Origin of the sequence: Halorubrum sp. Eb13 (assembly GCF_002252895.1) — an archaeon.
Taxonomy (GTDB): Archaea; Halobacteriota; Halobacteria; order Halobacteriales; family Haloferacaceae; genus Halorubrum.
The window spans coordinates 32212-56005 of the sequence record NZ_NHPE01000042.1 but is presented as its reverse complement, the minus strand read 5'-3'; the positions used below and the strand labels follow the sequence as shown (position 1 = coordinate 56005).

At 69.8% G+C, this 23794-nt stretch carries 19 protein-coding genes and 1 pseudogene; 14 read left to right on the top strand and 6 right to left on the bottom strand.

From position 1 onward, the window contains the following. Positions 1–93 precede the first annotated feature (93 nt). Together DJ75_RS04840 and DJ75_RS04835 are read right to left on the bottom strand one after the other, a co-directional pair. A complete protein-coding gene (locus DJ75_RS04840) occupies positions 94–780 on the bottom strand; it encodes a YqjF family protein (RefSeq protein ID WP_094523071.1) in 687 nt (228 codons plus the stop codon). A 295-nt stretch (positions 781–1075) separates the two neighbouring features. Beyond that, positions 1076–2008 (bottom strand): cation diffusion facilitator family transporter, encoded by a 933-nt coding sequence (locus tag DJ75_RS04835; protein ID WP_094523069.1) that lies wholly within the window; start codon positions 2006–2008, stop codon positions 1076–1078. Positions 2009–2254: 246 nt separating this feature from the next. On the opposite strand from DJ75_RS04835, the gene DJ75_RS04830 reads away from it, so the two are divergent. Continuing rightward, complete coding sequence (locus DJ75_RS04830) at positions 2255–2956, top strand: HD domain-containing protein (protein WP_094523067.1); 702 nt, start codon at positions 2255–2257, stop codon at positions 2954–2956. Positions 2957–3031: 75 nt separating this feature from the next. Here DJ75_RS04830 and DJ75_RS04825 read toward each other — a convergent pair whose 3' ends face one another. After that, on the bottom strand, positions 3032–3718 hold the full coding sequence (locus tag DJ75_RS04825; RefSeq protein WP_094523065.1) for a TetR/AcrR family transcriptional regulator: 687 nt from the start codon (positions 3716–3718) through the stop codon (positions 3032–3034). A 169-nt stretch (positions 3719–3887) separates the two neighbouring features. Here DJ75_RS04825 and DJ75_RS04820 point away from each other — a divergent pair, with 169 nt between their 5' ends. Then, the gene (locus tag DJ75_RS04820; RefSeq protein WP_094523063.1) at positions 3888–5594 is read left to right on the top strand and encodes a COG1361 S-layer family protein; all 1707 of its coding nucleotides are present in this window, start codon (positions 3888–3890) and stop codon (positions 5592–5594) included. A 69-nt stretch (positions 5595–5663) separates the two neighbouring features. Further along, positions 5664–8162 (top strand): RND family transporter, encoded by a 2499-nt coding sequence (locus DJ75_RS04815; protein WP_094523061.1) that lies wholly within the window; start codon positions 5664–5666, stop codon positions 8160–8162. Here the strand turns inward: DJ75_RS04815 and DJ75_RS04810 are convergent. From DJ75_RS04810 to DJ75_RS04800, 3 genes are read right to left on the bottom strand one after another with little or no spacing between them, the layout of a single operon-like run. Then, positions 8159–9232: a metal ABC transporter permease gene (locus DJ75_RS04810; RefSeq protein ID WP_094523059.1), complete on the bottom strand. Its 1074-nt coding sequence runs from the start codon at positions 9230–9232 to the stop codon at positions 8159–8161. The two genes, DJ75_RS04815 and DJ75_RS04810, sit on opposite strands and share 4 nt — an antisense overlap. Next, on the bottom strand, positions 9229–9984 hold the full coding sequence (locus DJ75_RS04805; protein WP_094523057.1) for a metal ABC transporter ATP-binding protein: 756 nt from the start codon (positions 9982–9984) through the stop codon (positions 9229–9231). Before DJ75_RS04805 ends, DJ75_RS04810 begins: the two co-directional genes overlap by 4 nt. Continuing rightward, on the bottom strand, positions 9981–11045 hold the full coding sequence (locus tag DJ75_RS04800) for a metal ABC transporter substrate-binding protein (RefSeq protein WP_094523055.1): 1065 nt from the start codon (positions 11043–11045) through the stop codon (positions 9981–9983). The genes DJ75_RS04805 and DJ75_RS04800 overlap by 4 nt, the downstream gene beginning before the upstream one ends. Positions 11046–11196: 151 nt before the next feature. Here DJ75_RS04800 and DJ75_RS04795 point away from each other — a divergent pair, with 151 nt between their 5' ends. The 11 genes and pseudogenes from DJ75_RS04795 to DJ75_RS04745 all read left to right on the top strand — a co-directional run bounded on the left by DJ75_RS04795 (position 11197) and on the right by DJ75_RS04745 (position 23769). Continuing rightward, complete coding sequence (locus DJ75_RS04795) at positions 11197–11625, top strand: SHOCT domain-containing protein (RefSeq protein ID WP_094523053.1); 429 nt, start codon at positions 11197–11199, stop codon at positions 11623–11625. A 103-nt stretch (positions 11626–11728) separates the two neighbouring features. After that, complete coding sequence (locus DJ75_RS04790) at positions 11729–11974, top strand: YhbY family RNA-binding protein (protein ID WP_094523051.1); 246 nt, start codon at positions 11729–11731, stop codon at positions 11972–11974. Next, positions 11974–12891 carry a mechanosensitive ion channel family protein gene (locus DJ75_RS04785; RefSeq protein ID WP_094523049.1) on the top strand — a complete coding sequence of 306 codons (918 nt, stop codon included), beginning with the start codon at positions 11974–11976 and terminating at the stop codon, positions 12889–12891. Before DJ75_RS04790 ends, DJ75_RS04785 begins: the two co-directional genes overlap by 1 nt. Positions 12892–12961: 70 nt before the next feature. After that, the gene (gene trkA, locus DJ75_RS04780; protein ID WP_094523047.1) at positions 12962–14299 is read left to right on the top strand and encodes a Trk system potassium transporter TrkA; all 1338 of its coding nucleotides are present in this window, start codon (positions 12962–12964) and stop codon (positions 14297–14299) included. 7 nt (positions 14300–14306) lie between these two features. Continuing rightward, positions 14307–15809 carry a TrkH family potassium uptake protein gene (locus DJ75_RS04775; protein ID WP_094523045.1) on the top strand — a complete coding sequence of 501 codons (1503 nt, stop codon included), beginning with the start codon at positions 14307–14309 and terminating at the stop codon, positions 15807–15809. Positions 15810–15921: 112 nt separating this feature from the next. Next, positions 15922–17460: a TrkH family potassium uptake protein gene (locus DJ75_RS04770; protein WP_094523043.1), complete on the top strand. Its 1539-nt coding sequence runs from the start codon at positions 15922–15924 to the stop codon at positions 17458–17460. 119 nt (positions 17461–17579) lie between these two features. Next, on the top strand, positions 17580–18020 hold the full coding sequence (locus DJ75_RS04765) for a universal stress protein (RefSeq protein WP_094523041.1): 441 nt from the start codon (positions 17580–17582) through the stop codon (positions 18018–18020). Next, the gene (locus DJ75_RS04760; protein ID WP_094523039.1) at positions 18017–20392 is read left to right on the top strand and encodes an amino acid permease; all 2376 of its coding nucleotides are present in this window, start codon (positions 18017–18019) and stop codon (positions 20390–20392) included. The genes DJ75_RS04765 and DJ75_RS04760 overlap by 4 nt, the downstream gene beginning before the upstream one ends. Positions 20393–20481: 89 nt before the next feature. Further along, positions 20482–21321: pseudogene (locus DJ75_RS04755) on the top strand (universal stress protein); the annotation flags it as partial. 68 nt (positions 21322–21389) lie between these two features. Beyond that, positions 21390–22073 (top strand): TrkA family potassium uptake protein, encoded by a 684-nt coding sequence (locus tag DJ75_RS04750; RefSeq protein ID WP_094523037.1) that lies wholly within the window; start codon positions 21390–21392, stop codon positions 22071–22073. A 1-nt stretch (position 22074) separates the two neighbouring features. Beyond that, the gene (locus tag DJ75_RS04745; RefSeq protein ID WP_094523035.1) at positions 22075–23769 is read left to right on the top strand and encodes a potassium transporter TrkG; all 1695 of its coding nucleotides are present in this window, start codon (positions 22075–22077) and stop codon (positions 23767–23769) included. Positions 23770–23794 lie beyond the last annotated feature (25 nt).

The following is a 23794-nucleotide window of genomic DNA, read 5'->3' as shown; positions in this document are numbered from 1 at the left end:
GCGGTCAGCGTCGTCGCGGTCGGCGCCGCCGTCGGTGGCCTCCCGGTCAGCGCCCCGGTCGGCGGCCTCTCGGGTGGCGCCGAGACTCCGAGTTCAGGCCCGCCGGAGCCGGTCCGCGCTCACGTCGACCGGCTCCGCGTAGTGGACGAGCGGCTCGCCCGCGGGGCGCTCGAAGCCGTTCGCCCCGAAGAGCGTGTTCTCTCGGAGATCGGCGGTTCCCTCTCGCAGCGTCCACGGCTCGTGGGCGATCTCGCCGCGGTAGAGGCGATTTCCGTCCGCGTAGAAGCGGTAGTTCTCGAGGAGGAACGCCGCGAGCGACCCCGGCTCGGCCGCGAACGGCTCGCCCGCCGGACCGTAGGTGGCGTCGAAGCGGGCGTCCGGGACCCCCCGGTGCGTCCGACGGCTCCGGAACCGGACGGCCCCGTCGTCTCGACGGGTCGCGCTCATCTCGGCGCGGTAGTACGGCAGGGCGAACAGCCGCCGGGCGACCGCGACGCCGAGGCGGTCGTCGGCGTCGAGGTTGTAGAAATATACGCCGGGGCCGCTCGGCCCTTCGACGTACGTCCTGAGGTTGAGCTCCGGGAACGAGAGCCCGAAGGGGACGCCTCGCGGGCGGATGTCATCCATCACGAAGGCGACGACGCCGAGGTACGCGTCTCCGTCGTGCGTGGCGACCGTGAGCCGCTCGGGGAGCGTCTCGTCGACGACGGCCGGATCGACCGGCCAGTGGCAGAACAGCCCGTCGCGCCACGTCATCTCCAGCCAGCGGCGTCCGAACATGCGATCGGTAGGGCCGCGAGGGGCAAAACCCGCACGACGGTCGAGGCGCGTTCCGGTTTCGGACGGGCGGTCCGAAGCGCGGTCGGATGCGTCCCCTCGCCGATCAGTCGCGCCGGTTCCCCGGATCGAGAGTGCGTCTGCTCCGTCGGGAGTCGCGTCGGTTCCGTCGGGAGTCGCGCCGGCTCCGTCGGGAATCGCGCCGGCTCCGTCGGGAATCGCGCCGGCTCCGTCGGGAATCGCGCCGGCTCCGTCTCCGACGGCGCCGCACACGGTCGTCGTCCCCGCCTGCGGGGGCTCAGGTACCGAGGTCGATCCCGTCGGGGGCGTCCTCGGCGTCCTTCCACTCGCCGAGTCCGGAGGGGTCGAGGTGAACGTGGACATCGCCGACGTCGTCCAGGTCGCGGAGGCCGGTGACGAGCGCCGTCTCGACGTCGTGGGCCTCCCGGAGCGTCATCCCGCCGTCGACCTCGACGTGGACCTCGACCTCCAGGTCGGTCCCGTCGTAATACACCGTCAAGTCGTGGACGCCTTCGACGGCCGGGTGCTCGCGGAGCGCCTCGGTCACCCGCTCGCGGTCCCCGGCCGGGGGCGCCGCGCCGACGAGGTAGGTGACGTTCTCGCGGCCGATCTCGACGCCCTGGTAGACGACGAGGACGCTGACCAGCGCGCCGGCGACCGGGTCGAGGACGGGGAACCCGAGCAGGGCGCCGAACACGCCGAACAGCGCCGCGACGGTGGTGTAGATGTCGTTGAGACAGTCGGCCGCGAGCGCGGTCAGCGCCGTCGACCCGAGGGTCGCGTTGACGCGCTCCGTGTACCGGTAGAGGAGGTACATGTCGATCAGCGCGAACAGCAGCGCCGCGACGAGGATCGGGCTGGCCGTGATATCCGGCGATCCGAGGAACTCCGAGACGGACTCCCGCAGCAGCAACACGCCGAGCAGGACGATGACCGCACCGACGAACAGCGCCGTCAGCGGCTCGATCCGCTGGTGGCCGTGCGGGTGCGTCTCGTCGGCGGCGTCGTACCGGGAGCCCCCCCAAACGAACACGACCGCGCTGGCGACGAGGTCGGCGACCGAGTGCGCGGCGTCGGCGAGGAGCGCGACGCTGCCGAAGGCCAGTCCGGTCGCGCCGACGACCGCGATCTTCAGCGCGTTGCCGAAGATGTTCACCCCTGCGGCCCGCTGGAAGCGGGCCTTCTCGCCGTCACCCCAGGGGCGCCACATACGTTCGGGTCGTCGCCGGCCGTTCTTAAGAGCCTCGCCGCGTCGCCCGGCGGGTCACTTCCTCCGGGGGCACGGACGGAGTGCGGGGGTGCCGCGAGCGCGCCGCGAGTCCGCGGACGGCCAGAGCGCCGAGACCGCCGGCGGCCGACGCGTCGGGCCCGAGCGGCGCCGATCGCCCCCCGTCGTAACGACTAAGAACGAAACGCTCCTCGGTACCGATAATGAATCACGAGTTTTTCGCCCGGGGTGGTCTCCGTGGGCGTCGAGATTAAGGAAACGGAGGTGAGCGACGAGGACTTCGAGGAGATGATGGGGTTTGTGAGGGATTACCTCGCGGCCAGCGTCGAGAGCGAGGAGGACGGCGGGCGGATGCGCTGGTACCCCTGGCACTCCGCGGAGTACCGGTTCAACCACATCGTCAACGTCGTCGACCTCGCGACCGAGATAGCCGAGGCGGAGGGAGCCGACGTCGACGTGGTCCGCGTGGCCGCGGTGTTCCACGACGTCGCGAAGCTTGAGGCGGAACAGGACGTGCACGCCGAGGCCGGCGCGCGGGTCGCTCGAGAGTATCTCCAGAGCCGCGGCAACTACCCCGAGTCGTTCATCGAGGAGGTGTGCGGAGCGGTCGTCGACCACTCGTACACGGGCGATCTGGCGGACGTGCCGCTGGAGAGTCGGTGTCTGATCGAGGCCGACGTGCTGGACAAGGTCGGCGCCAACGGCGCCGTGCTGATGCTGCTGCGGATGGGGTACGAGTCCCGCACGCACATGGACGCCGCGAAGATGGTCGACCGGGTCCTCCAGCGCGCCCACGACCACACCGAGCGCGTCGTCTCCGACAGCGCCGAGAGCATCGCCCACCAGCGCATCAAGCGCGTGAAGTGGCTGAAAGAGTGGCTCGAAGAGGAGGTCACGCGGATGGACGTCGAAGGCGTCACCGAACGCTGACCGCCGGACTCCTCGTTCGCGGGCCACCTATCCCCCGAGAGGTCGTTCCCGGTCAGCCCCGGCTTCGCTCCAGGCTCACCCCTCGACGTCGACCCGCGGGAGCATCGCCTCCAGATATCGACGGGCGCCGCGACGGGTGTCGTCGGTCCAGTCCCGGTCGGCGGTCGTCGCCCAGCGGAGCATCCCTCCGGTCGCGAGCGTCTGGAGCGTCGAGGCCACCTCGATGGGGGGTATCGCGGACGCGTCGCCGCGCGGATCGGTCGAATCGTCCCCGTCGCGGTCGGCGTCGACGTCGGTGCCGCCGTCGATCTCCGCCGCCGCCTCGCGGACGGTCCGTTCGAGGAACGCCTCGAACACGCGGTCGCTGCGGTCGAAGTGGTCGCGGTAGGCGCCGTCGCTGGCGGCCTGCGCTCGGAGCTCGACGATGACGGTCAGGAACTGCGCGTCCGGCGCGTGCTCGTCGTCGACGGAGCCGGGGTCGGTCGTCGCCGAGAGGTAGATGTCGAGCCGTTCGTGGGGCGTCAAGTCGAACTCGCCCGCCGACACCGACGCCTCGAACCCGTCGAGCAGGAACCCGAGGAGATCGACGAGCAGCTCGTCTTTCCCGTCGTAGTGGTGATAGACGAGCGACGGGCTCTTGTCGAACTCCTCGCCGATCCGGCTGATCGTGAGGTCGGCGTACCCGTGCTCGCAGAGCGCGCGGAACGCCGCCCCCAAGATAGCCTGGCGAGTGTCGGCGGGCTCCGCGAACGGGTCGTGCATGGTGAGTCCACCGCGGCCACGCACAAAACGCTCCTGATTGAACGTTCATTCAACACGCTTAACACGGAAGCGACCCACACGACCGTATGACTCGACGCGACGCGTCCGGCGGTCGGTCCCCGATTCGGCGCCCCCACGCGGTCGATGGGAGAAACGGCGGAGGCGAGAGATGAGCCGGCCAGCGCGGGCGGGCGCGCTCGCTCTCGCAGTCGTCGCCGTCACGGCCCTCGTCGGCGCCGCCGCGTTCGCCGGGGCCGCGGCGCCGGTCGGACAGGCTTCCACGGCCGGGCAGGACGTCGACGGCGCGCGGACCGCCGCGGTCGGTCCGACGGCGGACGGCGGTATCGCCGCGCAGACGACGGAGCGCCAGATCCGCGGCTCGCCCGCCCTCGATCTGTTCGCCTCCCAGCGGACGGTGCCGAGCGGCGCGGAATCGACGGTGACGCTGGACGTCCTCAACACCGGCGAGATGGAGTTCGGCAACCAGCTCGACCCGCGGGTGACGACGGCGCGCGGACTCACGCTCTCGGTCGACGACGGCGACGTGCCGATCGAGGTCGGCGACGGCCGGACGGTCGTCGGCGACGTGCGGACCGACGCGAGCCCCGTGCAGGTCCCGCTCGAGGTGACGGTCCCCGACGACGTGCCGGACGGCTCCTACGAGGTCGAGGTGACGGCCCGCTACCGGTACACCTTCGAGATCATCCCCGAGTTCAACGACCACAAGGACCGGCGCGGTACCGACCGGTTCGACGTCACGATCGTCGTCGACGACGGCGCGCGCTTCGCGATCGTCGAGACCGGCACCGAGGCGCAGGTCGGCGGGGGCGGCGAGGTCACCGCAACCATGCGGAACGTCGGCGACGAGGTCGCTCGCGACGCGGTCGTCACCGGAACGACGACCGGGAGCGAGGCCGTCATCGGAAGCGACGGGAGCGCCGAGTCGTTCGTCGGCGACTGGGCGCCCGGCGAGAACCGAACGGTGACGTTCGAGTCGACGGTCTCGCCCGACTTCGGCGGCGGGGCGTACGCGCTCGTCTCCACCGTCGACTACCGCGACGCGGACGGGATCGACGAGACCTCTCCCGCGTCCCGGGCCGGCGTGGTGCCGATCTCCGAGCAGTCGTTCTCGATCGACGGCGTGGAGGGGAGCCTGGAGGTCGGCTACTCCGGGAGCGTCAGCGGGACGCTCACCAACGAGGGGCCGCTCGACGTCGACGACGCGGTGCTCGTCGCCGACCCGCAGAGCGACCGGGTGACGGTCGGCGAGCGGCGGTACGCCCTCCCGGAGATCCCGGCGGGCGAGTCCGTCGACTTCTCGTTCGACGCCCAGGTGAGCGGGAGCGCCGACCCCGGCCCCCGGCAGTTCCGGTTCACCACCGAGTACACGAACGGCGACTCGGCCATCGCGGTCGAGGAGACCCGGCGGATCGAGGTCGCGCCGCGGCAGCCCGAGTTCGAGCTCGCCGCCGACAACGCGACCGTCCCGGCGGGCGAAACCCGGCGGATCACCTTCGAGATCACGAATCAGCGCCCGGAGACGCTCTCGTCGATCAACGCCGGGCTGTACGCCGACAGCCCGCTGTCGGCCCCCGACGACGAGGCGTTCGTCGACGAGCTGGCGCCCGGCGAGTCGACCGAGATTGCCTTCGACGTGGCGGCCGCGCCTGGGGCGACCGTCGAGACCCACCCGATCGAGCTGGACTTCCGCTACGACGACGAGCGCGGTAACGACCGGATATCGGACGTCACCCAGTACCCCGTCGAGGTGACCGAACCGACCGACGACGGCGGGCTCCCACTCCTACCGCTCGCCGTCGGCCTCCTCGTCGTGGTCGCCGGCGCGGGAGCGCTCGTCCGGTACCGGCGGCGGTGACCGGATGGGCGACACCAATGCCCGCGCGTCTCCGAGCGACCGGGGGGCCCTGAGTCGACGGAGGCGACGGTGACCGCGGCCGACCGGCTCGTCGAGCGGGTCGACGAGCTCGTCACGGAGCGACCGGTGGCGGTGATCGCCGTCTTCCTCCTGATCAGCGTCGTCGCCGTCGGCGGGGTGGGGGGGATCACCACCTCGGCCGGCGCCGACCAGTTCACGCAGGACATCCCCGCCCAGCGCGCGCTCGACGACATCGACGAGGAGTTCGAGACGTCGATCGGCGGGTCGGCGACGTCGGCGCAGGTGATCGTCACCGGCGACAACGTGCTCTCGCGATCGGCGCTGATACGGGTCCTAGAGACTCAGGAGCGGCTGGAGTCGCGGTCGACCCTGAGAGTGAGCTCGACGACGAGCCACGCCGACGCGGTCGCCCGACGGTTGGACCCGACCGCGGAGACGCCGGGCGAGCGCCGCGACGCGGTCGCGGAGGCGACGCCGAGCGAGCTGCGGACGGCCATCGCCGACGCCGACGCGTCCGGCGCCGTCGCGGCGCAGGTGTCTGTCGACTACAACCCGACAGCCCAGCGAGCCGGGGCCGCCATCGTCGGTGTCACCTACGACCTGCCCGAGGCGGCCACGACGGCCCGAGTGACAGAGCTACAGACGCGGAGCGTCGACGTGGTCGACTCGGTGCCGGGCAACGAGGCCGGCGAGAACGCGGTCCTCTTCGGCGACGGGATCCTCCAGTCGGAGGTCACGGCGCTGCTGACCGACACCGCGGTCATCGTGTTCCCCGCGGCGCTGCTCCTGATATTGGGCTTCCTCGTGTTCGCCTACCGCGACCCGATCGACATGGGGATCGGCCTCGCCGCCCTGCTCATGTCGCTCCTGTGGACCTTCGGGTTCATGGGATACGCGGGGATCCCCTTCTCCGACTCCCTTATTACCGTCTTCCCGCTGCTGCTCGCGGTCGGGATCGATTTCGGGATCCACATCGTCAACCGCTACCGGGAGGAGCGCGGCGAGGGGCTCTCGATCGCGGCGGCGATGCGGACCACGACCGATCAGCTGTTGATCGCCTTCCTGCTGGTCACGATCACCACGGTGTTCGGGCTCGCCTCGAACCTCGTGAGTCCCTTCGAGCCTAACCGGGACTTCGGGCTCGTCGCCGCGGCGGGGATCACGTTCACGCTCACGGTGTTCGGCGTCTTTCTCCCGGCGACGAAGGTGGTGGTCGACCGCTGGCGCGAGCGGCTGCCGATCCCGGCGTTCGGCACGACGCCGCTCGGGTCGGGCGGCTCGCGGCTCGGGCGCGTGCTCCGCGTCGGGGTCGACCTCTCGAAGGTCGCGCCCGTGGCGGTCGTCGCCGTCCTGCTCGTCGGCGGCGCGGTCGGGGGCGCGTACGGGACCGGCGTGAACACCGAGTTCTCGGAGGAGGCGTTCTTCCCAGACGAGGACCGGCTGGAGACGTACTCGAACCTGCCGGAGCCGCTCGCGCCGACCGACTACACCTTCCTCCGGGTGCTCACGCTGTTCGAGGAGGAGTTCGAGCAGAGCTTCGTCGGGAGCGTGACCCTGTACGTCGACCAGTCCGTGCGCGACGACGACGCCCTGGAGCTGATCGACCGGACAACGCGCGATCCGCCGGACGCCTTCGAGACGACCGACGAGCGCCGGGCCGCCTCCACGAGCGTCGTGACCGTCATCGAGGACCGGGCGGCGCGCGATCCAGAGTTCGGCGCGCTCGTGGACCGCAACGACCGGCTCGGGACGGGCGTCCCCGACCGCAACGTCGACGAGGTGTACGACGCGCTGCTCGACTCGCCCGACCGGGACCGGGCGCGCGGGTACCTCGCCGCCGACCGCGGGAGCGCGCGGATAGATTACACGATCCGCCCCGGCGCCGACGACTCGGAAGCGGTGGCCGGCGTCCGGGCGCTCGCGGAGCGCACTCCCTTGCAGGCGGTTCCGACGGGCGACCTCGTCGTCAACGAGGCCGTGATCGACCGGCTGACCGAGTCCGCGATCCGGAGCCTGATCGCCGCGTTCGTGCTCACGGCCGTGTTCCTCGCGCTCTCTTACGCCTACTTGGAGGGGAAGGCCGTGTACGGCCTGCTCAACCTCGTGCCCGTCCTCGTCACGGTCGGCCTGCTCGTGGGTTCGATGCGGCTGTTCGACATCCCCTTGACGCCGATCAACGCGCCGATCCTCTCGGTCTCGATCGGACTCGGCGTGGACTACACCGTCCACTTCGTTCACCGGTTCGTCGACGAGTTCAAGGCCGGAAACGCGGTCGAGGACGCGCTCGACATCACAATCGCGGGCACGGGCGGCGCGCTCACCGGGAGCATGCTCACGACCGTCTGCGGGCTCGGCGTCCTGTGGCTCGCCGTGATCCCGCTCCTGCGGGACTTCGGCGTGCTGCTCGCGCTCGGCGTGCTGTACGCGTACCTCTGTTCGATCCTGCTCGTCCCGTCGCTGGTGGTCGTCTGGAGCCGGTACGGCGACCGCGTCGGTCTCGGGCTCGACGGGACCCTCCGCGACGAGCCGACGGAGCGGGCCGACTAGTCGGTCGACTCTGCTCCGGCGACGTCGTCGCCGCCGACGTCGGTGGCCTCGCCCGTCGCCCGCTCGGCGCCGTCGACGCGCTCGGGGGCCTCGCCGCCCGCCCGCCGCGACTGGACCTTCCCGGCGAGCACCGCGACGATGTACACGCCGACGGCGACGAGGACGATCGTGCCACCGGCGGTGGTGTTGTAGTTGAACGACAGCGTGATCCCGGCGACCACGGCGATCTGCGCCAGTACGACCGACGCGAGCAGCGCCTCGCGGAAGCCGCGGGCGAGCTGGGCGGCGGCCGCGACGGGGACGACGAGCATCGCCGCGACGAGGATGACGCCCATGATCTGCATCGCGCCGACGACGACGAGGGCGGTCAGGGTCGTCATCAGGCGGTTGTACCAGGGGACGTTTATCCCGGCGACGCGGGCGGCCGTCTCGTCGAACGTGACGTACAGCAGCTGCTTGTACGTGACCGTGACGACCAGCGAGACGATCGCGAAGAGCACGACCAGCAGGACCGCGTTCTCCCGCGAGACCGTCGAGAGGTTCCCGAACAGGTACTGGTTGATCCCGACCGCGAGCCCGCCGGTGTTCAGGCTGATGAGGACCGCGCCGAGCGCGAACCCGGTCGAGAGCACGATCGCCATCGACACGTCGTTGTACGCGTCGGTGGTCTCGGCGATCAGCTCGATCGCCAGGGCGGCGATCACGGCGACGACGATCGCGGTGACGTACGGCGAGATCCCGGTCCCGAGCAGCGAGTTGACGAACAGCCCGACGGCGACGCCCGCGAACGCGGTGTGGGCGAGCGCGTCGCCGATGAGCGCGAGCTGCCGGTGGACGAGGAAGGTGCCGATCAGCGGCGCCATCACGGCGATGAGCGCGCCGACGAGGAACGCGTGGTGCATGAAGACGTACTCCAGCATCGCGATCCCGAGCCGGTCGCCGACCCAGCCGAGCCCGTCGCTCCACAGGCCGACGAGCCGCGAGAGGAGGTCGTACGGCGCGGAGAGGAGCGGGACGACGGCGTCGGGCGACGCCGCCGACGCGACGGACGCGGAACCGGCGGGGGTCACGTGACGATCCCCCCTTCCTCGCGGCGGACGTTCGTCCCGTACGCGCGGTCGAGCGCGTCGCTCTCGGCGAACGCGGCCGGCTCGCCGTCGAAGTACACCTCGCGGTTGAGACAGACGACCCGCGAGGCGTGCTCGATGACGGCGCCGATGTCGTGTTCGACGAGGAGGACGGTGATCCCGTCGTCGACGAGCTCGTCGAGCAGGTCGAAGAAGGCGTCGACCGACTCGGCGTCGACGCCGACGGTGGGCTCGTCCAGGACGAGCAGTTCGGCCTCGCCGGCGAGCGCCCGCGCGATGTACGTCCGCTGGCGCTGCCCGCCCGAGAGCGCGGTGATCTTCCGGTCGGCGAGGTGTTCGATGCCGACCGTCGCCAGGGCGTCGCGGACGCGGTCGCGGTCGGCGGCGGTCACCCGGCCGAAGCCGGCGTGCGGGAACCGCCCCATGAGGACGACTTCGCTCACGGTGATCGGCATGCGCTTCTCGTCTTCGGTCACGTCCTGCGCGACGTAGCCGACGCGCTCGCGCTCCGCGAACGCCCGGGCGGGGTGACCGAGCAGCTCGGCCGACCCCGCGTCGGGCTCGTGGAGGCCTAGAAGGAGGCGGAGCAGGGTGCTCTTCCCGGAGCCGTTCGGCCCGACGATCCCGACGTACTCGCCGCGGTCGACCCGCAGGTCCACGTCCTCGACGACCGGCGTCGCGGCGTAGCCGAACGTCAGCCCGCGGACGTCGACGAGGGGGGTGTCACCGCTCATGGCTCGAAGTTCCGGCCGTAGTCGGCGAACGTCACGTCCTCGGGGTCGTCGAGACCGAGGAGGATCCGGAAGGTGGGCAGGTTCACCTGACGGGCGATCTCGAAGTACCCCCACCCCCGCTCGACCCAGGACTCGGCGGTGCCGGCGTACGGCGTCACCGGGAAGTACGCCTCGACGTCGGTCTGCTCCAAGAGCTGTCTCGCCGGCCGGATCGGCTCGAACACGGCCGCGCCGATGTGTCGGATGTCGTTGGCGGCGATCGTGTCCTGCGCCCGCTGCATGTCGGCCGGCCGGATGTCGTTGCTGGCCGCGAGGTTCACCACCAGCGGCTCGATCGTCGCGCCGTAGCGCTCCGAGACGTAGGCGAAGGCGTTGTGTGCGGCGAGGAACGCCACGTCGCGCTCGGCGGCGTCGAAGACGGCCGTCCACTCATCGTCGAGCGCGTCGAGCTCCGCGTCGATCGCGTCGGCGTTCTCGCGGATCGTCGCCTCGTCGTCGGGAGCGAGCGCCGCGAGCCCGTCCGCGATGTTCTCGACCGCGACCTTCGCGCGCTGGGGGTCGAGCCAGAAGTGCGGGTCCTTCGCGTCCTCGACCGCCTCGTCCTCGGTGAGCGAGTCGGCGAGGTCGAGCAGCTCGACCCCGGCGCGGGCGTTGATAAGGGCCGTCTCCGTCGTCTCCGCTTCCAGCGTGTCGATCGCGCGGTCGACCCACGGCTGGAAGTCGGGCCCGACGTGGACCAGGGCGTCGGCGTCGGTGATCCGCCGCTGGATCGACGGGTCCGGCTCCCAGCCGTGACCGTGGAGGCCCGTCGGCACGAGGTTCTCGACGTTCAGGACCGTCCCCTCGGCGAGCGTGTCGGCGAAGTCGTAGAACGTGAAGAAAGAGGCCACGACCGTGTACTCTCCGGCGTCGGCGCCCTCACCGTCGCTTCCGCCGCCGCCGTCTCCCGGATCGGCGGCGTTTCCCGTGCAGCCGGCGAGACCCCCCGCGAGGACGCCGGCGCCGATGCCGGCGAACCGCCGTCGAGAGAGGCCCGCGGCCTCGTTCGTGTCGGTGCGCATTACCAGCCGTTTGTCGGTGGGAACGTAATACGCTTTGGGTCTAAGAAAAAGATTAGACAAGTCTAACTCTAGCCGCGGACGGGAGAAGCGCCGACGGAGCGTCCCGACGCCGCCGATACGATTTAGTCGCCACACCGAGAGGACCCCCACGATGGCGGAGTCCTCCCTGCGCGAGCGGTTCGAGCGAAACGCGAGCGAGATCGCGGGCACGGTCGTGACGGGCGCGTGGCTGGCGGCGCTGTTCCTCGGCTTTGAGTGGTGGCTCCCGCTCATGCTGTTCGGCTACGTCGTCGTCGTGCCGGTGGTCGGGATGCTGTTCGACGGGGACGAGGAGGCGGAGCGGGCCGAGGGACCCGCGGTCGACCGGACCACGGAGAGCGACGCGGTCGACGAGGAGCCGGCGGGCACGCGAGACGCGCTCGACCGGCTCCGGAGCCGGTACGCCGAGGGCGACCTCACCGACGAGCAGTTCGAGCGGAAGCTCGACCGGCTCCTCGAGACGGAGACGCCGGAAGACGCCGCCGAGTACGTGCGTCGAGAGCGCTCCCGGGAACCGGCGCGCGAGGTCGAACGCGAGTAGGGGGACCGCGGCCGATCCGGACGCGAGCGTCGCCCGCAGGCCCCGAACGGCCCCCTCGTCCGCGAACCTCAAGGTTCAACTGCCGCGACCGAGTGAACGACGTATGAGCGATCAACAGCTCCGCAAGGAAGCGCACGACCTCGACGTCACCGTCTGGGTCGGGAAGAAGGGCGTCGACGCCGTCGTCGACGAGACGGCCGACCAGCTCGACGACGCCAAGCTCGTGAAGGTGAAGTTCCTCCGGGCGGCCCGAGGCGGGACCACGACCGACGAGCTCGCCGCGGAGCTGGCCGACGCCGTCGACGCCGAACTCGTAGAGACGCGAGGGAACACGGCGGTACTCCACTGATGAGCGCCGCGGGCGGTACGAGCGACATCGTCGCCGTCGCGGGGACGCTGGAGCCGTTTTTGCGGCCGCTGACCGGGATCGTCATCGACGCCGCGATCTTCCTCGCCGTCGTTTTCGCGACGTACCTGCTGTATAAGGCGGTCATCGCGCCGCTCGTGCTGCGGCTCTTCGACAGGCAGGGCCTCGACGAGCACGCGCGGCGACCGCTCCAGAAGATCGTCGCGTTCCTCGTGCTGTTCGCGGGCGTCACGGTCGCGTTCGGGGCGGCGGGATATCAGGGATTCCTCCGGTCGCTGGCGACGATCGCCGCGGCGGCGACGCTCGCCATCGGCTTCGCGCTTCAGGACGTGATCAAGAACTTCGTCGCGGGCGTGTTCATCTACACCGACAAGCCGTTCCGCATCGGCGACTGGATCGAGTGGCAGGGGAACTCGGGGGTCGTAGAGGACATCTCCTTTCGAGTCACCCGCGTCCGCACGTTCGACAACGAACTTCTCACGGTGCCGAACGCCGTGCTCACCGGCGACGTGGTGAAGAACCCGGTCGCGAAGAAGACGCTCCGGCTGAAGTTCGTCTTCGGGATCGACTACGAGGACGACGTCGAGAAGGCGACCGACATCATCGTCGAGGAGGCGGAGCGGAGCGACGCCATTCTCGACGACCCCGCCCCGTCGGTCCGACTGACGGAACTCGCCGACTCGTACGTCGGCCTGCAGTCGCGGATCTGGATCGACGACCCGTCGCGGGCGGACTTCGTGAAGGCGCGGGCCGACTACGTGAAGGCGGTGAAAAAGCGGTTCGACGAGGAGGACATCTCGATCCCGTTCCCGCAGCGCACCGTCTCCGGGCGGAACGAGTGGACGGACCCCTCGTCGTTCGGCGGGGCGGCGGAGGCCGGGATCGGCGGGGACTCGTAGCCCGCTCCTCCCGGCGACCGCGGCGACACCGATAGTAACGAACTTCAGGGTCCGGTAACTGGTTGTGTCCATGCACGTGGTCGTCATCGGGGCCGGCGAGGTCGGCACCAGCATCGCTGCGAGCCTCGCGTCGGACCACGAGGTCGTGGTCGTGGACGTCGACCCCGAGCGCGCGGAACAGCTGAAGTACGAGCTCGACGTCCTCACCATCGCCGGCGACGGGACGACCTCCGAGATCCAGACGGCGGCGGAGGTCGGCCGCGCGGACATGGTCATCGCCTGCACTGACAACGACCAGACGAACCTCGTCGCCTGCGGGGCCGCGAAGACGTTCGGGGAGCCGTTCACGATCGCCCGCGTGAAGAGCACCGAGTTCCTCCGGACGTGGGAGCGCAGCGACGGTGCGTTCGGCGTCGACTTCATGGTGTGTACGGACCTGCTGACCGCGGAGAACATCGTCCGCGTCATCGGCCTCCCGGCGGCGATCGACGTGGATCCGTTCGCGAGCGGGCTGGTCCAGATGGCCGAGTTCGAGATCGCCGAGGGGAGCCCCGTGGCGGGACAGACGGTCTCGGAGGCGGACCGCTTCGAGTCGCTCACGTTCGTGGGGCTGTTCCGCGACGGCGAGATGATCATGCCGCGCGGCGACACCGACATCGGAGTCGGTGACCGCGCGGTGGTGATCGGAAGCCCCGAGAGCGTCCAGGCGTTCGCGACCGACGTCGCCCCGGAGACGACGCCCGGCCGCGCCGACGAGATCGTCGTCGTCGGCGGGAGCGAGATCGGGTATCAGACGGCCAGGCTCCTCGAGAAGCGCGACTTCAGGCCGCGGCTGATAGAACAGGACCCCGACCGCGCGCGCTGGCTCGCCGAGAACCTCCCGAACACGGTCGTCATGGAACACGACGCGACCGACACGGAGTTCCTCGCGCGCGAGCACGTCGACGAGGCCGACATCGTCGTCACCGCCCTCCGCTCCGACGAGAAGAACCTCCTCATCTCCGTGCTCGCCAAGCGACTCGGCGTCGACCGCGTGATCGCCGTCGTCGACAGCCCGGACTACGTCACCGTCTTCGAGGAGATCGGAATCGACATCGCGATCAACCCGCGGACCGTGACCGCCGAGGAGATCACGCGGTTCACCTACGAGAGCGTCGCGGAGAACATCGCCGTGCTGGAGAACGACCAGGCGGAGGTCCTCGAGCTCGAGCTCACCGAGGGGTGCGGACTCGTCGGACGGCCGATCTCGGAGATCGTCGCCGACACGGACGCCCGGTTCGTCATCGGCGCGATCACCCGGGGACGCGAGCTCGTCACGCCGCGGGGCGACACAGTGCTTCGGGCGGGCGACCACGTCATCCTGTTCGTGGAGTCCGACTCGGTGAGCGCGATCACCTCGATGGCGTGAGCTCGCCGTGAGCGCCGCAATCCGAGTCGGTTGGCGAGCGAGCGTCGGACTCACGGGCGACGTCCTCGCCGCCCTTCCGGTCCCGCTGGCGTTCCCGCTTTTGATCGGACTCTACTACGGCGAGTCGCCGCTGCCGTTCCTCGCGGCGATCGCCGTCTCGCTCGCGCTCGGCGCGGCGTTCCGGTCGGTGCAAGACCCGGAGGAGAACCTCGGGCCGCGCGAGGCGTTCCTCGCGGTGGCGATGATCTGGTTCCTCGTCGCCGCGGTCGGCGCGATCCCCTTCGTGGTCGCGGGCGTCGGGACCGTCGCGCATCCCGTAAACGCCATGTTCGAGTCGATGAGCGGGCTGACGACGACGGGGGCGACGGTCCTCCGCGACTTCTCGATCCACTCCCGGTCCGTCATGATGTGGCGGCAGGTGATCCAGTGGCTCGGCGGGCTCGGCATCCTCATCCTGGCGACCGCGGTGCTCTCCGAGCTCGGCGTCGGCGGGGCACAGCTCATGGAGACGGAGTCACAGACCCAAGACGTCAACAAGCTCACGCCGAAGATCTCGCAGACTGCACAGCTCATCTGGGGGATCTACTTCGGGCTCACGGGGCTCGCGGTCGCCGTCTACTACTCGCTCGGTCTCGCCGTCGACCCCCGGATGGACCTGTACAACGCGGTCGCACACGCGTTCACGTCGGTCGCGACCGCCGGGTTCTCGCCGGAGCCGCTGAGCGTCGGGGCGTTCCACCCGCTCATCCAGTGGGCGGTCGTCCCGTTCATGGTGATCGGGTCGACCAGCTTCGTCCTCATCTACTTCGCCATCAACGGCGAGCCGATGCGCCTTTTAAAGAACGAGGAATTTCACTTCTACCTCGGCGCGATGGGGACGCTGGCGTCGATCGTCGCCTTCAGCCTGTTCCTCGATCCGGGAACCGCCTTCGGCGCCGAGGCGACGATCCGCCACGCCGTCTTCAACGTCGCGTCCATCGTGACGACGACGGGGTACGCGAGCACCGACTACGTGCTGTGGGCGCCCGCGGCGAAGCACATGCTGTTCATGGGGATGTTCATCGGCGGGATGGTCGGGTCGACCACCTGCTCGATCAAGTCTCTGCGGTGGCTGGTCGCGCTGAAGACGTTCAAACGAAATCTCTTCACCGCCGTCCACCCGGAGGCGGTGCGACCGGTCCGGATCTCCGGGAAGTCGATCGACGAGGGCGCGATCCGCGACATCTACGCGTACCTCCTGTTGAGCATCGTGATCTTCTTCCTGCTCGCGATCGTCATCGTCGTCGACGCGGAGCGGGCGAACCTCAGGATCGACGAGTTCGAGGCGCTCGGCGCCGCGGCGACGACGTTCCTCAACATCGGCCCGGCGTTCGGCGACGCGGGCCCGTACGGGACGTTTGCCTCCTTCCCGATAAGCACCCGCGCCGTGATGATCGTCCTGATGTGGATCGGCCGGATCGAGATCATCCCCGTGCTCGTGCTGTTCACGAAGGCGTTCTGGACGTCATGACGGGCACGCATTCGGGCGTGAATAACCGCTCGCCGCCGGCCGGCCCGGCCATCGACGACTTCTTTGCGCGTGGGAAGGCTACGACTGATATCGGTATCCCTACGGGGCATTCATGACGCGAACCACGGTCGACACGCGGGCGACGCTGAGCTACACCGGGAGCGTCGTCAAATACCTCTCGGCCTCGATGAGCGTCCCGCTCGTCGTGGCGCTGATCTACGGGGAGGACGCGATCGCGTTCGCGGTCTCGCTGGCCCTCGGCGTCGCGATCGGCGCGGGAATGGAGCGGCTCGACGACGAGCCGGATCTCGGACCGCGGGACGCGCTGGCGGTCGTCTCGCTCGCGTGGCTGATGGCCGCGATCGTCGGCGCGATCCCGTACGTCATCGCCGGGTACGGGACCGCCTCGGCGCTCGGGCACCCCGTGAACGCGCTGTTCGAGTCGATGAGCGGCTTCACCACGACCGGCGCGACGGCGACCGCGGAGATCAGCTTCGAGCGGCACTCGCACGCCGTGTTGATGTGGCGGCAGCTCACGCAGTGGCTCGGCGGGATGGGGATCATCGTGCTGATGGTCGCGATCCTCCCGCAGCTGGCGGTCAACGGCGCGGAGCTGATGAAGTCCGAGGCGCCGGGGCCGGGACTCCAGAAGCTCACGCCGCGGATCGCCGAGACGGCGCGGGCGCTCTGGCTGATCTACGCCGGCTTCACGGCCGCGTTGATCGCGATCCTGTTCGGACTCGGCCTCACGCCGCTCGCGCCGAACATGGACCTGTACAACGCGATCGCCCACGGCTTCTCGACGCTTCCGACGGGCGGGTTCTCGCCGCAGGCGGAGAGCATCGCGGCGTTCTCGCCCGTCGTCCAGTGGGTGTTCGTCCCGTTCATGGTGATCGCCGGCGTGAACTTCGCGCTGTTCTGGTTCGTGCTCCGCGACGATCCCACGCGGATGTTCGAGAACTCCGAGTTCCGGATGTACCTCGGGCTGGTGACCGGGTTCGCGGCGGTGCTCGCGATCGGCCTGTTCTACGGCGGAGCACCCGCGACCGAAATCGGCGGGATCACCGAAGGCGTCACGGAGAACGCGCTCAGACAGGGCGCCTTTCAGATCGCCTCGCTGTTGAATTCGACCGGGTTCGCCACCGCGGACTTCGCGCAGTGGGACACCCAGACGCAGTTCGTTCTGCTGTTCGCGATGTTCCTCGGCGGCTCGGCGGGTTCGACCGGCGGCGGGATCAAGATCATCCGGTGGCTCATCCTGTTGAAGACGCTCCGCCGGGAGCTGTACACGACGGCGAATCCCGACGTCGTCCGACCGGTACGACTCGGCGGCGAGGTGGTCGACGAGGACGTGATCCGCGGGATTCTGGTGTTCACGATGCTGTACTTCCTGCTGTTCGCGCTCGCGGCCGTGTTCATCGAAATCGACACGGCGCGAGTCGGAGAGGCGCTCACCGGTACGGAGGCGTTCGCGGCCTCGCTGGCGACGATCGGGAACATCGGACCGGGGCTCGGGCCGCTCGGCCCCTTCGGGAGCTACGAGTTCCTGCCGAACACGACGAAGCTGCTGATGATCGGGCTGATGTGGATCGGTCGGCTGGAGATCGTCCCCGTGCTCGCGCTGTTCGTCGCCGGCGTCGATGATCGGTGACGATCCGTGTCGGGAGCACGAAGAGCGCATTCAGACCGACGGAGACAGTACTTACGCCGATCTAACGCCGTGACCTCGGAGAGCGTATCTTCTTAACTGACGAGGATATGAGTGTTCGTATGACGAGCACCGACCAACCGCAGGAGCGGGATCTGCTCGGCCACGTCCTCCTGCCAGTCGCCAACGAGGAGGACGCGCTGGCGACGGCGATTGCGCTCGAGCCGTATCGACCGACCGAGGTGACGGCGCTACACGTCGTCGAGAAGGGCGGCGGCGTCCCCGACAAGACGCCGGTCGAACAGTCGGAAGAGCTGGCCGACGAGTCCTACGCCGCAGTTCGAACCGTATTCCCGGACGCCGAGGAACACACCGCCTACTCACGGGACGTCGTCGGCGCGATCTTCGACGCCGTCGACGAGGTCGGCGCGAGCGCCATCGCCTACCGGTCTCGGGGCGGGAACCGCCTGATGCAGTTCCTCTCGGGCGACCGCTCTACGAGGCTCGTGACGGAGTCGCACGTGCCCGTGGTCGCGCTCCCGCGCGAGGGATCCACCGAATGAGCGACGAGGAGCTGGCCAAGGACCTCGGTCCCCTCGCCGCGCTCACGATCGGGATCGGGACGATGATCGGGGCCGGCATCTTCGTGCTCCCCGGGACCGCGGTCGCGCGGGCCGGTCCCCTCGCGGCGGCCACGTTCGTCCTCGGTGGCGTCATCGCCCTGTTCACGGCGCTTTCAGCCTCCGAGCTCGGGACGGCGATGCCGAAGTCCGGCGGCGCGTACTTCTACGTCAACCGGGCGCTCGGGCCCATGTTCGGCTCCGTCGCCGGGTGGGCGAACTGGCTCGGGCTCGCGTTCGCCTCCGCGTTCTACATGTACGGCTTCGGCGAGTACGTCAACGCGCTCCTCGGGCTCGGGCCGGTCGGGCTCGGCCCGGTGACGCTGGAGGCCGCCCAAGTGATCGGGCTCGCCGGCGCGCTGCTGTTCATCGCCGTCAACTACTTCGGCGCGAAGGAGACGGGCGGGCTCCAGATCGTCATCGTCATGTCGCTTTTGGGCATCCTCGCCGTCTTCACCGTCGTCGGGCTGCTGAACGCCGACATGGAGTCGCTGCGGCCGATCGCGCCGCCGGGGACGACGAGCCAGGTGCTCCCGGTGACGGGGATCATCTTCGTCTCGTACCTCGGCTTCGTCCAGATCACCTCGGTCGCCGAGGAGATCAAGAACCCCGGGCGGAACCTCCCGCTCGCGGTCCTCGGCTCGGTCGTGATCGTCACGGTCGTGTACGCGCTGTTCCTCGTCGTGCTGCTCGCGGCGGTCCCGAACGAGCTCGTCGCGAACAACGAGACCGCGGTGGTCGACGCCGCCCGCCTCCTCTTCGGCAACTACCAGGTGTTCGGCTTCTCGCTGGGCGCCGTCGGCGCCGGGATGCTCCTGATCGGCGGCCTGCTCGCGACCGCCTCCTCGGCGAACGCCTCGATCCTCTCGTCGTCGCGGATCAACTTCGCGATGGGCCGCGAGAAGATCGTCACCCCGAAGCTCAACGAGATCCACGACCGCTTCGGCACCCCGTACAAGTCGATCGCGCTCACAGGCGCGCTCATCCTCGTGTTCCTCGTCGCCGGCGGCGTCGAGTCGCTGTCGACGATGGGATCCGTGCTCCACCTCATCGTCTACGGCCTGCTCAACATCGCGCTCATCGTGATGCGCGAGTCGGGGGTCGAGGGGTACGACCCCGACTTCGAGGTCCCGTTTTACCCGGCCGTTCCGATCATCGGGACGCTGTCGTCGTTCGCGCTGATCATCTACATTGACCCGACGATCATCCTGATCTCGTTCGGCCTCGTCGCCTTCGCCCTGCTCTGGTACCTGCTGTACGCCCGCCGGAAGGTGGAGGCGCGCGGCGTGCTGGGGGCGTGGATCCTCGACCGCTCCGACGAGCTGCCCAAGGCCGCCGTGTCGGCGGCCACGTCGGTCCAGCCGAGCGGCGACGACTACCGCGTGATGGTGCCGCTCGCGAACCCCGCGACCGAGGAGCACCTGATCACGCTCGCGTCGGCCATCGCCAAGCAGCGAAACGGGACGGTCGTCGCGGTCAACATCGCGAACGTCCCGGACCAGACGTCGCTGGAGGCCGCCCGCGACCGCGGCGCCCACGATGCGGCGCACAGTCTCCTCGATAAGGCCCGTGAAGACGCCGAGACGTTCGGCGTCGACGTGGAGACGCACGTCGTCCTCTCGCACCGCGTGTTCGAGGAGGTGTTCGACGCGGCCCGGACCTACGGCGCCGACATGACCGTGATGGGCTGGGGCGAGGACTCGCACGGGTCGCCCGGGCGCGCGGAGACGGCGGTCGACGAGCTCGCGCACTCGCTCCCGTCGGACTTCCTCGTGTTCCGCGACCGCGGGTTCGACCCCTCGCGGATCCTCGTGCCGACCGCCGGCGGACCGGCCTCGGACCTCTCCGGCGCGGTCGCCAAGATGCTCCAGACGGAGTTCGACGGCGAGGTCACGCTGCTGCACGTCGCCGACGACGAGAGCGCCGGACGGCGCTTCCTCATGGGGTGGGCCGCCGAGCACGACCTCGCCGACGCGACGCTCCGCGTCGAGAGCGGCGACATCGAGGAGTCGATCGAACGGGCCGCGCGCGACGCGACGATGGTTATCATCGGCGCGACTCAGAAGGGGCTGCTCTCGCGGCTGGTGAGCGGCTCGCTCGTGTTGGAGGTGCTCGAAGACGTGGAGTGTTCCGTGCTGCTCGCGGAGAAGCGCGACGACCGCGGCGTCTGGGCTCGGCTGTTCGGGAGCGGGGCACGGGAGAACGCCCCTGACGATGTCACGGCCGACGCCGCTGAGGCGGGCGACGCGACCGCCGAGGCGCGAGGCGACGGCGGGGTCGGACGGGCGGAAGCGGACGAACAAACGGAGGAGTAGCCGAACGGAGAAATGAGCGAACCGGACGAACGAGCGACCGGGCGGCCACCGAGGGCGTCGTGACCGCGTTCGGGGCGGCGAACGGGGTCGGAACCGACGGGCCGACGGTGATGGTCGCCGTGTCGAACCCGCGCACGGAGAGCGCGCTCGTCACGCTGGCCGGCGCGGTCGCGAGTCACGAGGGGGGTCGCGTGCTCGCGACGCACATCGTCACCGTTCCGGACCAGACGTCGCTGGAGAAGGCGGCCGAGAACCGGACCGACCTCGACGACTCGTCCGAGGAGCTGTTGGCCGCCGCGGCCGCCGACGCCGAGGCGTTCGACGTGCCGATCGAGACGAAGACGATCCTCTCGCACCGCGGGATCGAGGAGGTGTTCGACGCCGCGCGGACGAACGACGCCGACACCGTCGTGATGGGCTACGGCGGGACGCGGTTCGCGGGTGGGCGCGCCGAGGGCTCGCTGGAAGAACTCACCCACGACCTCCCGTGCGACTTCCTCGTCTTGGACGGGGAACGGCTGGACCTCTCGAGGGTGCTCGTGCCGACCGCCGGCGGTCCCTCCTCCGACCTCTCCGCCGAGGTCGCGAGGGCGCTCCGAGACGAGATCGACGTGGACGTCTCGCTGCTGTACGTCGTCGACCCGGGAGACGAGGCGGCCGGCCGGGAATTCCTCACCGACTGGGCGGCGGGCCACGGCCTCGGCGACGCGGAACTGCGCGTCGAGACGGGCGGCGTCGAGGAGACGATCGGTCGCGTCGGCGAGGAGTACGACCTCGTTATCGTCGGTGCGACCGAGCGCGGACTGCTCTCGCGGATCGTCCGCGGGTCGCTGGCGTTCGAGACGATAGAGACGCTCGACACCCCGGTGCTGCTCGCGGAGCGGCCGTCCTCGCGGTCGCTGTGGGAGCGGCTGTTCGGCGGGCGCTGAGGGCGGGGTCCCGCGCCTCTCGGCGGATTGCGGTAGGCTTTCGGTGGTCGCTCCTGAACCGCTGACACATGTATCTGATCGTCGTGGGCGCGGGCGATATCGGGACGCCGCTCGTCAAGCTCGCGACCGAGAGCGGCAACGAGGTCGTCGTGATCGAGCGCGACGAGGAACGGGCGGAGCGGGCGTCCCGGGGGTACGACTGCCTCGTCATCAACGACGACGCGACTTCGAAGGAGACGCTGCTCGACGCCGGGGCCGATCGCGCGGACGCGCTCATTTCGACGACGGATCAGGACGCGACGAACATCATGGTCTGTCTGCTGGCGCAAGAGCTGTCGGTGCCGAACATCGTCTCGGTCGTCCACAACCCCGAGCACATGAACGTGTTCGAACAGATCGGCATCAACACGATGCAGAACCCGCAGAGTCTGATCGCGGAGTACCTCTACCGAGCGGTGAGCCGACCGTCGGTCGTCGACTTCATGCACATCGGCGAGGAGGCGGAGGTGTTCGAGATCACCGTCGGTCCGGACGCGCCGATCGCCGGGAAGACGCTGCGCGAGGCCGACGAGGCGGATCTCATCGGCGGCGAGACCCTCATCATCGCCGTCGAGCGCGACGGGGAGGGGACGCCCATAACCCCCCGGGGCAACACGCGTATCGAGGCCGGCGACCTGCTCACGGTGTACTCGGGAGAGGGCGCGACGCCAGAGGTGACGGACGTGTTCGGCCACCAGGAGGACCACGACTGAGATGTCCGAGCGGAACGGCGGCCGGCTCCCGACCGACCTGGGAGTCATCGCCCGCGACGTCGGCTCGCTCCTCCTGATGGAGGCCGGGCTGATGACGGTCACCGTTGTCGTCGCCCTCGCGTTCCGGGAGTTTCACGCCGCGCTCGGCTTCCTCGTCGCGGGCGGCGCGACGGCCCTCGTCGGCGGGCTCGCGAATCGGCGGTTCGCCGACGCCCCAGACCCGAAGATGAAACACGGCATGGTGATCGCCGCCGGCGGGTGGCTCATGGTCGCCGTCTTCGGGGCGCTCCCGCTGTTCCTCACGGCGTGGCTGACGCCGTCCGCCGTCATGGACGCGTTCGTCCCCGCCGCCGCGGACACGGCCTCGTGGGAGCCGATCGCCGTCGGAGGGACCACGACGGTCTCCAGTCTCGCCTACTTCCGCGACCCCCTGCATGCCCTCTTCGAGAGCATGAGCGGCTGGACCGGGAGCGGGCTGACGATGGCCGTCCACGAGCCGTCATTGCCGCGGGCAGTGCAGTGGTGGCGGTCGTTCATCCAGTGGGTCGGCGGCGTCGGCGTCATCGTCCTCACCGTCTCCATCCTCTCGCGTCCGGGAAGCGGGAGCTACGCGCTCTACAGGAGCGAGGCCCGGGAGCAGAAGATCCACCCGAGCGTCGTCTCGACGGTCCGGACGGTCTGGAAGCTCGTGGTCGGCTACACCCTGCTGGCGTTCGCGATGCTGTTCGTCGCGATCCGAGCGAGCGAGAGCGACTACGCCGAGTCGCTCTCGCTCGGCGAAATCGCCTGGCAGGCGCTCAACCACGCCATGACCGGCCTGACGACGGGCGGGTTCTCCGTCACCGACAACTCGATCGCGACGTACGGCTCCCCCCTGGTCGAGGTCGTGCTGTTGCCGATCATGGTCCTCGGCGCGATCGCGTTCCCGGTCCACTACGTCGTGCTCAGGGACCGGAGCGTACGCGAACTGGTCGCAGACCTCCAGACCAGGTGGCTGTTCGCGCTGCTCGGGGCCGGCGTCGCCGTGCTCGCGATACAGAACGCCGCGTCCGTTCCGGTCGCCGCCGGCGCGTTCGCGACGGAGTCGTTCCTCTCGTTCCCGGTTCCGCTCCTCGACGGCGCGGGGCTCGACGCGGTCCGGGACTCGGCGTTCCAGTGGATCAGCGCGCTGACCGCCACCGGCTTCCAGTCGGCGCCGATCGGGAGCTGGGTCGCGGGCGCGAAGGTGTTGGTCGTCGTCGCGATGGTGCTCGGCGGCGCCGCCGGGTCCACGGTCGGCGGGATCAAGATCATTCGTGCGTACACGGCCGCTCGCGGAATCATCTGGCAGTTCTCCCGCGTGTTCCTCCCGGGCAACGCCGTCGTCACCGCGCGCATCGGCGACCGCACGCTGGACCGCGAGACGATGGAGCGGGAGTTCAGCGAGGCCGCCATCGTCACGCTGCTGTGGGTCGTCGCGCTCGTCGTCGGGAGCCTCGTGCTGGTCAACGTCGCCGGCTCGGAGTTCGGCTACGCCGACGCGCTGTTCGAGGTCGCGAGCGCACAGGGGAACGTCGGGCTCTCGTCCGGGATCACCGGCCCGTCGATGTCGCCGGCGGCGGAGGCGATGTTCCTCTTCCACATGTGGATCGGCCGCCTGGAGATCATTCCGGTGCTCGTGTTCCTCCGAGCCGGTATCTGGGGGCTGAACCCGTGACCGGCTCGACGCCGACGGTCACCGC

What these genes read in the sequence shown, in the direction of transcription:
- DJ75_RS04820 (WP_094523063.1), top strand. Translation starts at nt 3,888, where the DNA reads ATGAGCCGGCCAGCGCGGGCGGGCGCGCTCGCTCTCGCAGTCGTCGCC.
- DJ75_RS04750 (WP_094523037.1), top strand. Translation starts at nt 21,390, where the DNA reads ATGTATCTGATCGTCGTGGGCGCGGGCGATATCGGGACGCCGCTCGTC.
- DJ75_RS04760 (WP_094523039.1), top strand. Translation starts at nt 18,017, where the DNA reads ATGAGCGACGAGGAGCTGGCCAAGGACCTCGGTCCCCTCGCCGCGCTC.
- DJ75_RS04790 (WP_094523051.1), top strand. Translation starts at nt 11,729, where the DNA reads ATGAGCGATCAACAGCTCCGCAAGGAAGCGCACGACCTCGACGTCACC.
- DJ75_RS04785 (WP_094523049.1), top strand. Translation starts at nt 11,974, where the DNA reads ATGAGCGCCGCGGGCGGTACGAGCGACATCGTCGCCGTCGCGGGGACG.
- DJ75_RS04770 (WP_094523043.1), top strand. Translation starts at nt 15,922, where the DNA reads ATGACGCGAACCACGGTCGACACGCGGGCGACGCTGAGCTACACCGGG.
- DJ75_RS04825 (WP_094523065.1), bottom strand. Translation starts at nt 3,718, where the DNA reads ATGCACGACCCGTTCGCGGAGCCCGCCGACACTCGCCAGGCTATCTTG.
- DJ75_RS04840 (WP_094523071.1), bottom strand. Translation starts at nt 780, where the DNA reads ATGTTCGGACGCCGCTGGCTGGAGATGACGTGGCGCGACGGGCTGTTC.
- DJ75_RS04800 (WP_094523055.1), bottom strand. Translation starts at nt 11,045, where the DNA reads ATGCGCACCGACACGAACGAGGCCGCGGGCCTCTCTCGACGGCGGTTC.
- DJ75_RS04795 (WP_094523053.1), top strand. Translation starts at nt 11,197, where the DNA reads ATGGCGGAGTCCTCCCTGCGCGAGCGGTTCGAGCGAAACGCGAGCGAG.
- DJ75_RS04805 (WP_094523057.1), bottom strand. Translation starts at nt 9,984, where the DNA reads ATGAGCGGTGACACCCCCCTCGTCGACGTCCGCGGGCTGACGTTCGGC.
- DJ75_RS04835 (WP_094523069.1), bottom strand. Translation starts at nt 2,008, where the DNA reads ATGTGGCGCCCCTGGGGTGACGGCGAGAAGGCCCGCTTCCAGCGGGCC.
- DJ75_RS04765 (WP_094523041.1), top strand. Translation starts at nt 17,580, where the DNA reads ATGACGAGCACCGACCAACCGCAGGAGCGGGATCTGCTCGGCCACGTC.
- DJ75_RS04745 (WP_094523035.1), top strand. Translation starts at nt 22,075, where the DNA reads ATGTCCGAGCGGAACGGCGGCCGGCTCCCGACCGACCTGGGAGTCATC.
- trkA (WP_094523047.1), top strand. Translation starts at nt 12,962, where the DNA reads ATGCACGTGGTCGTCATCGGGGCCGGCGAGGTCGGCACCAGCATCGCT.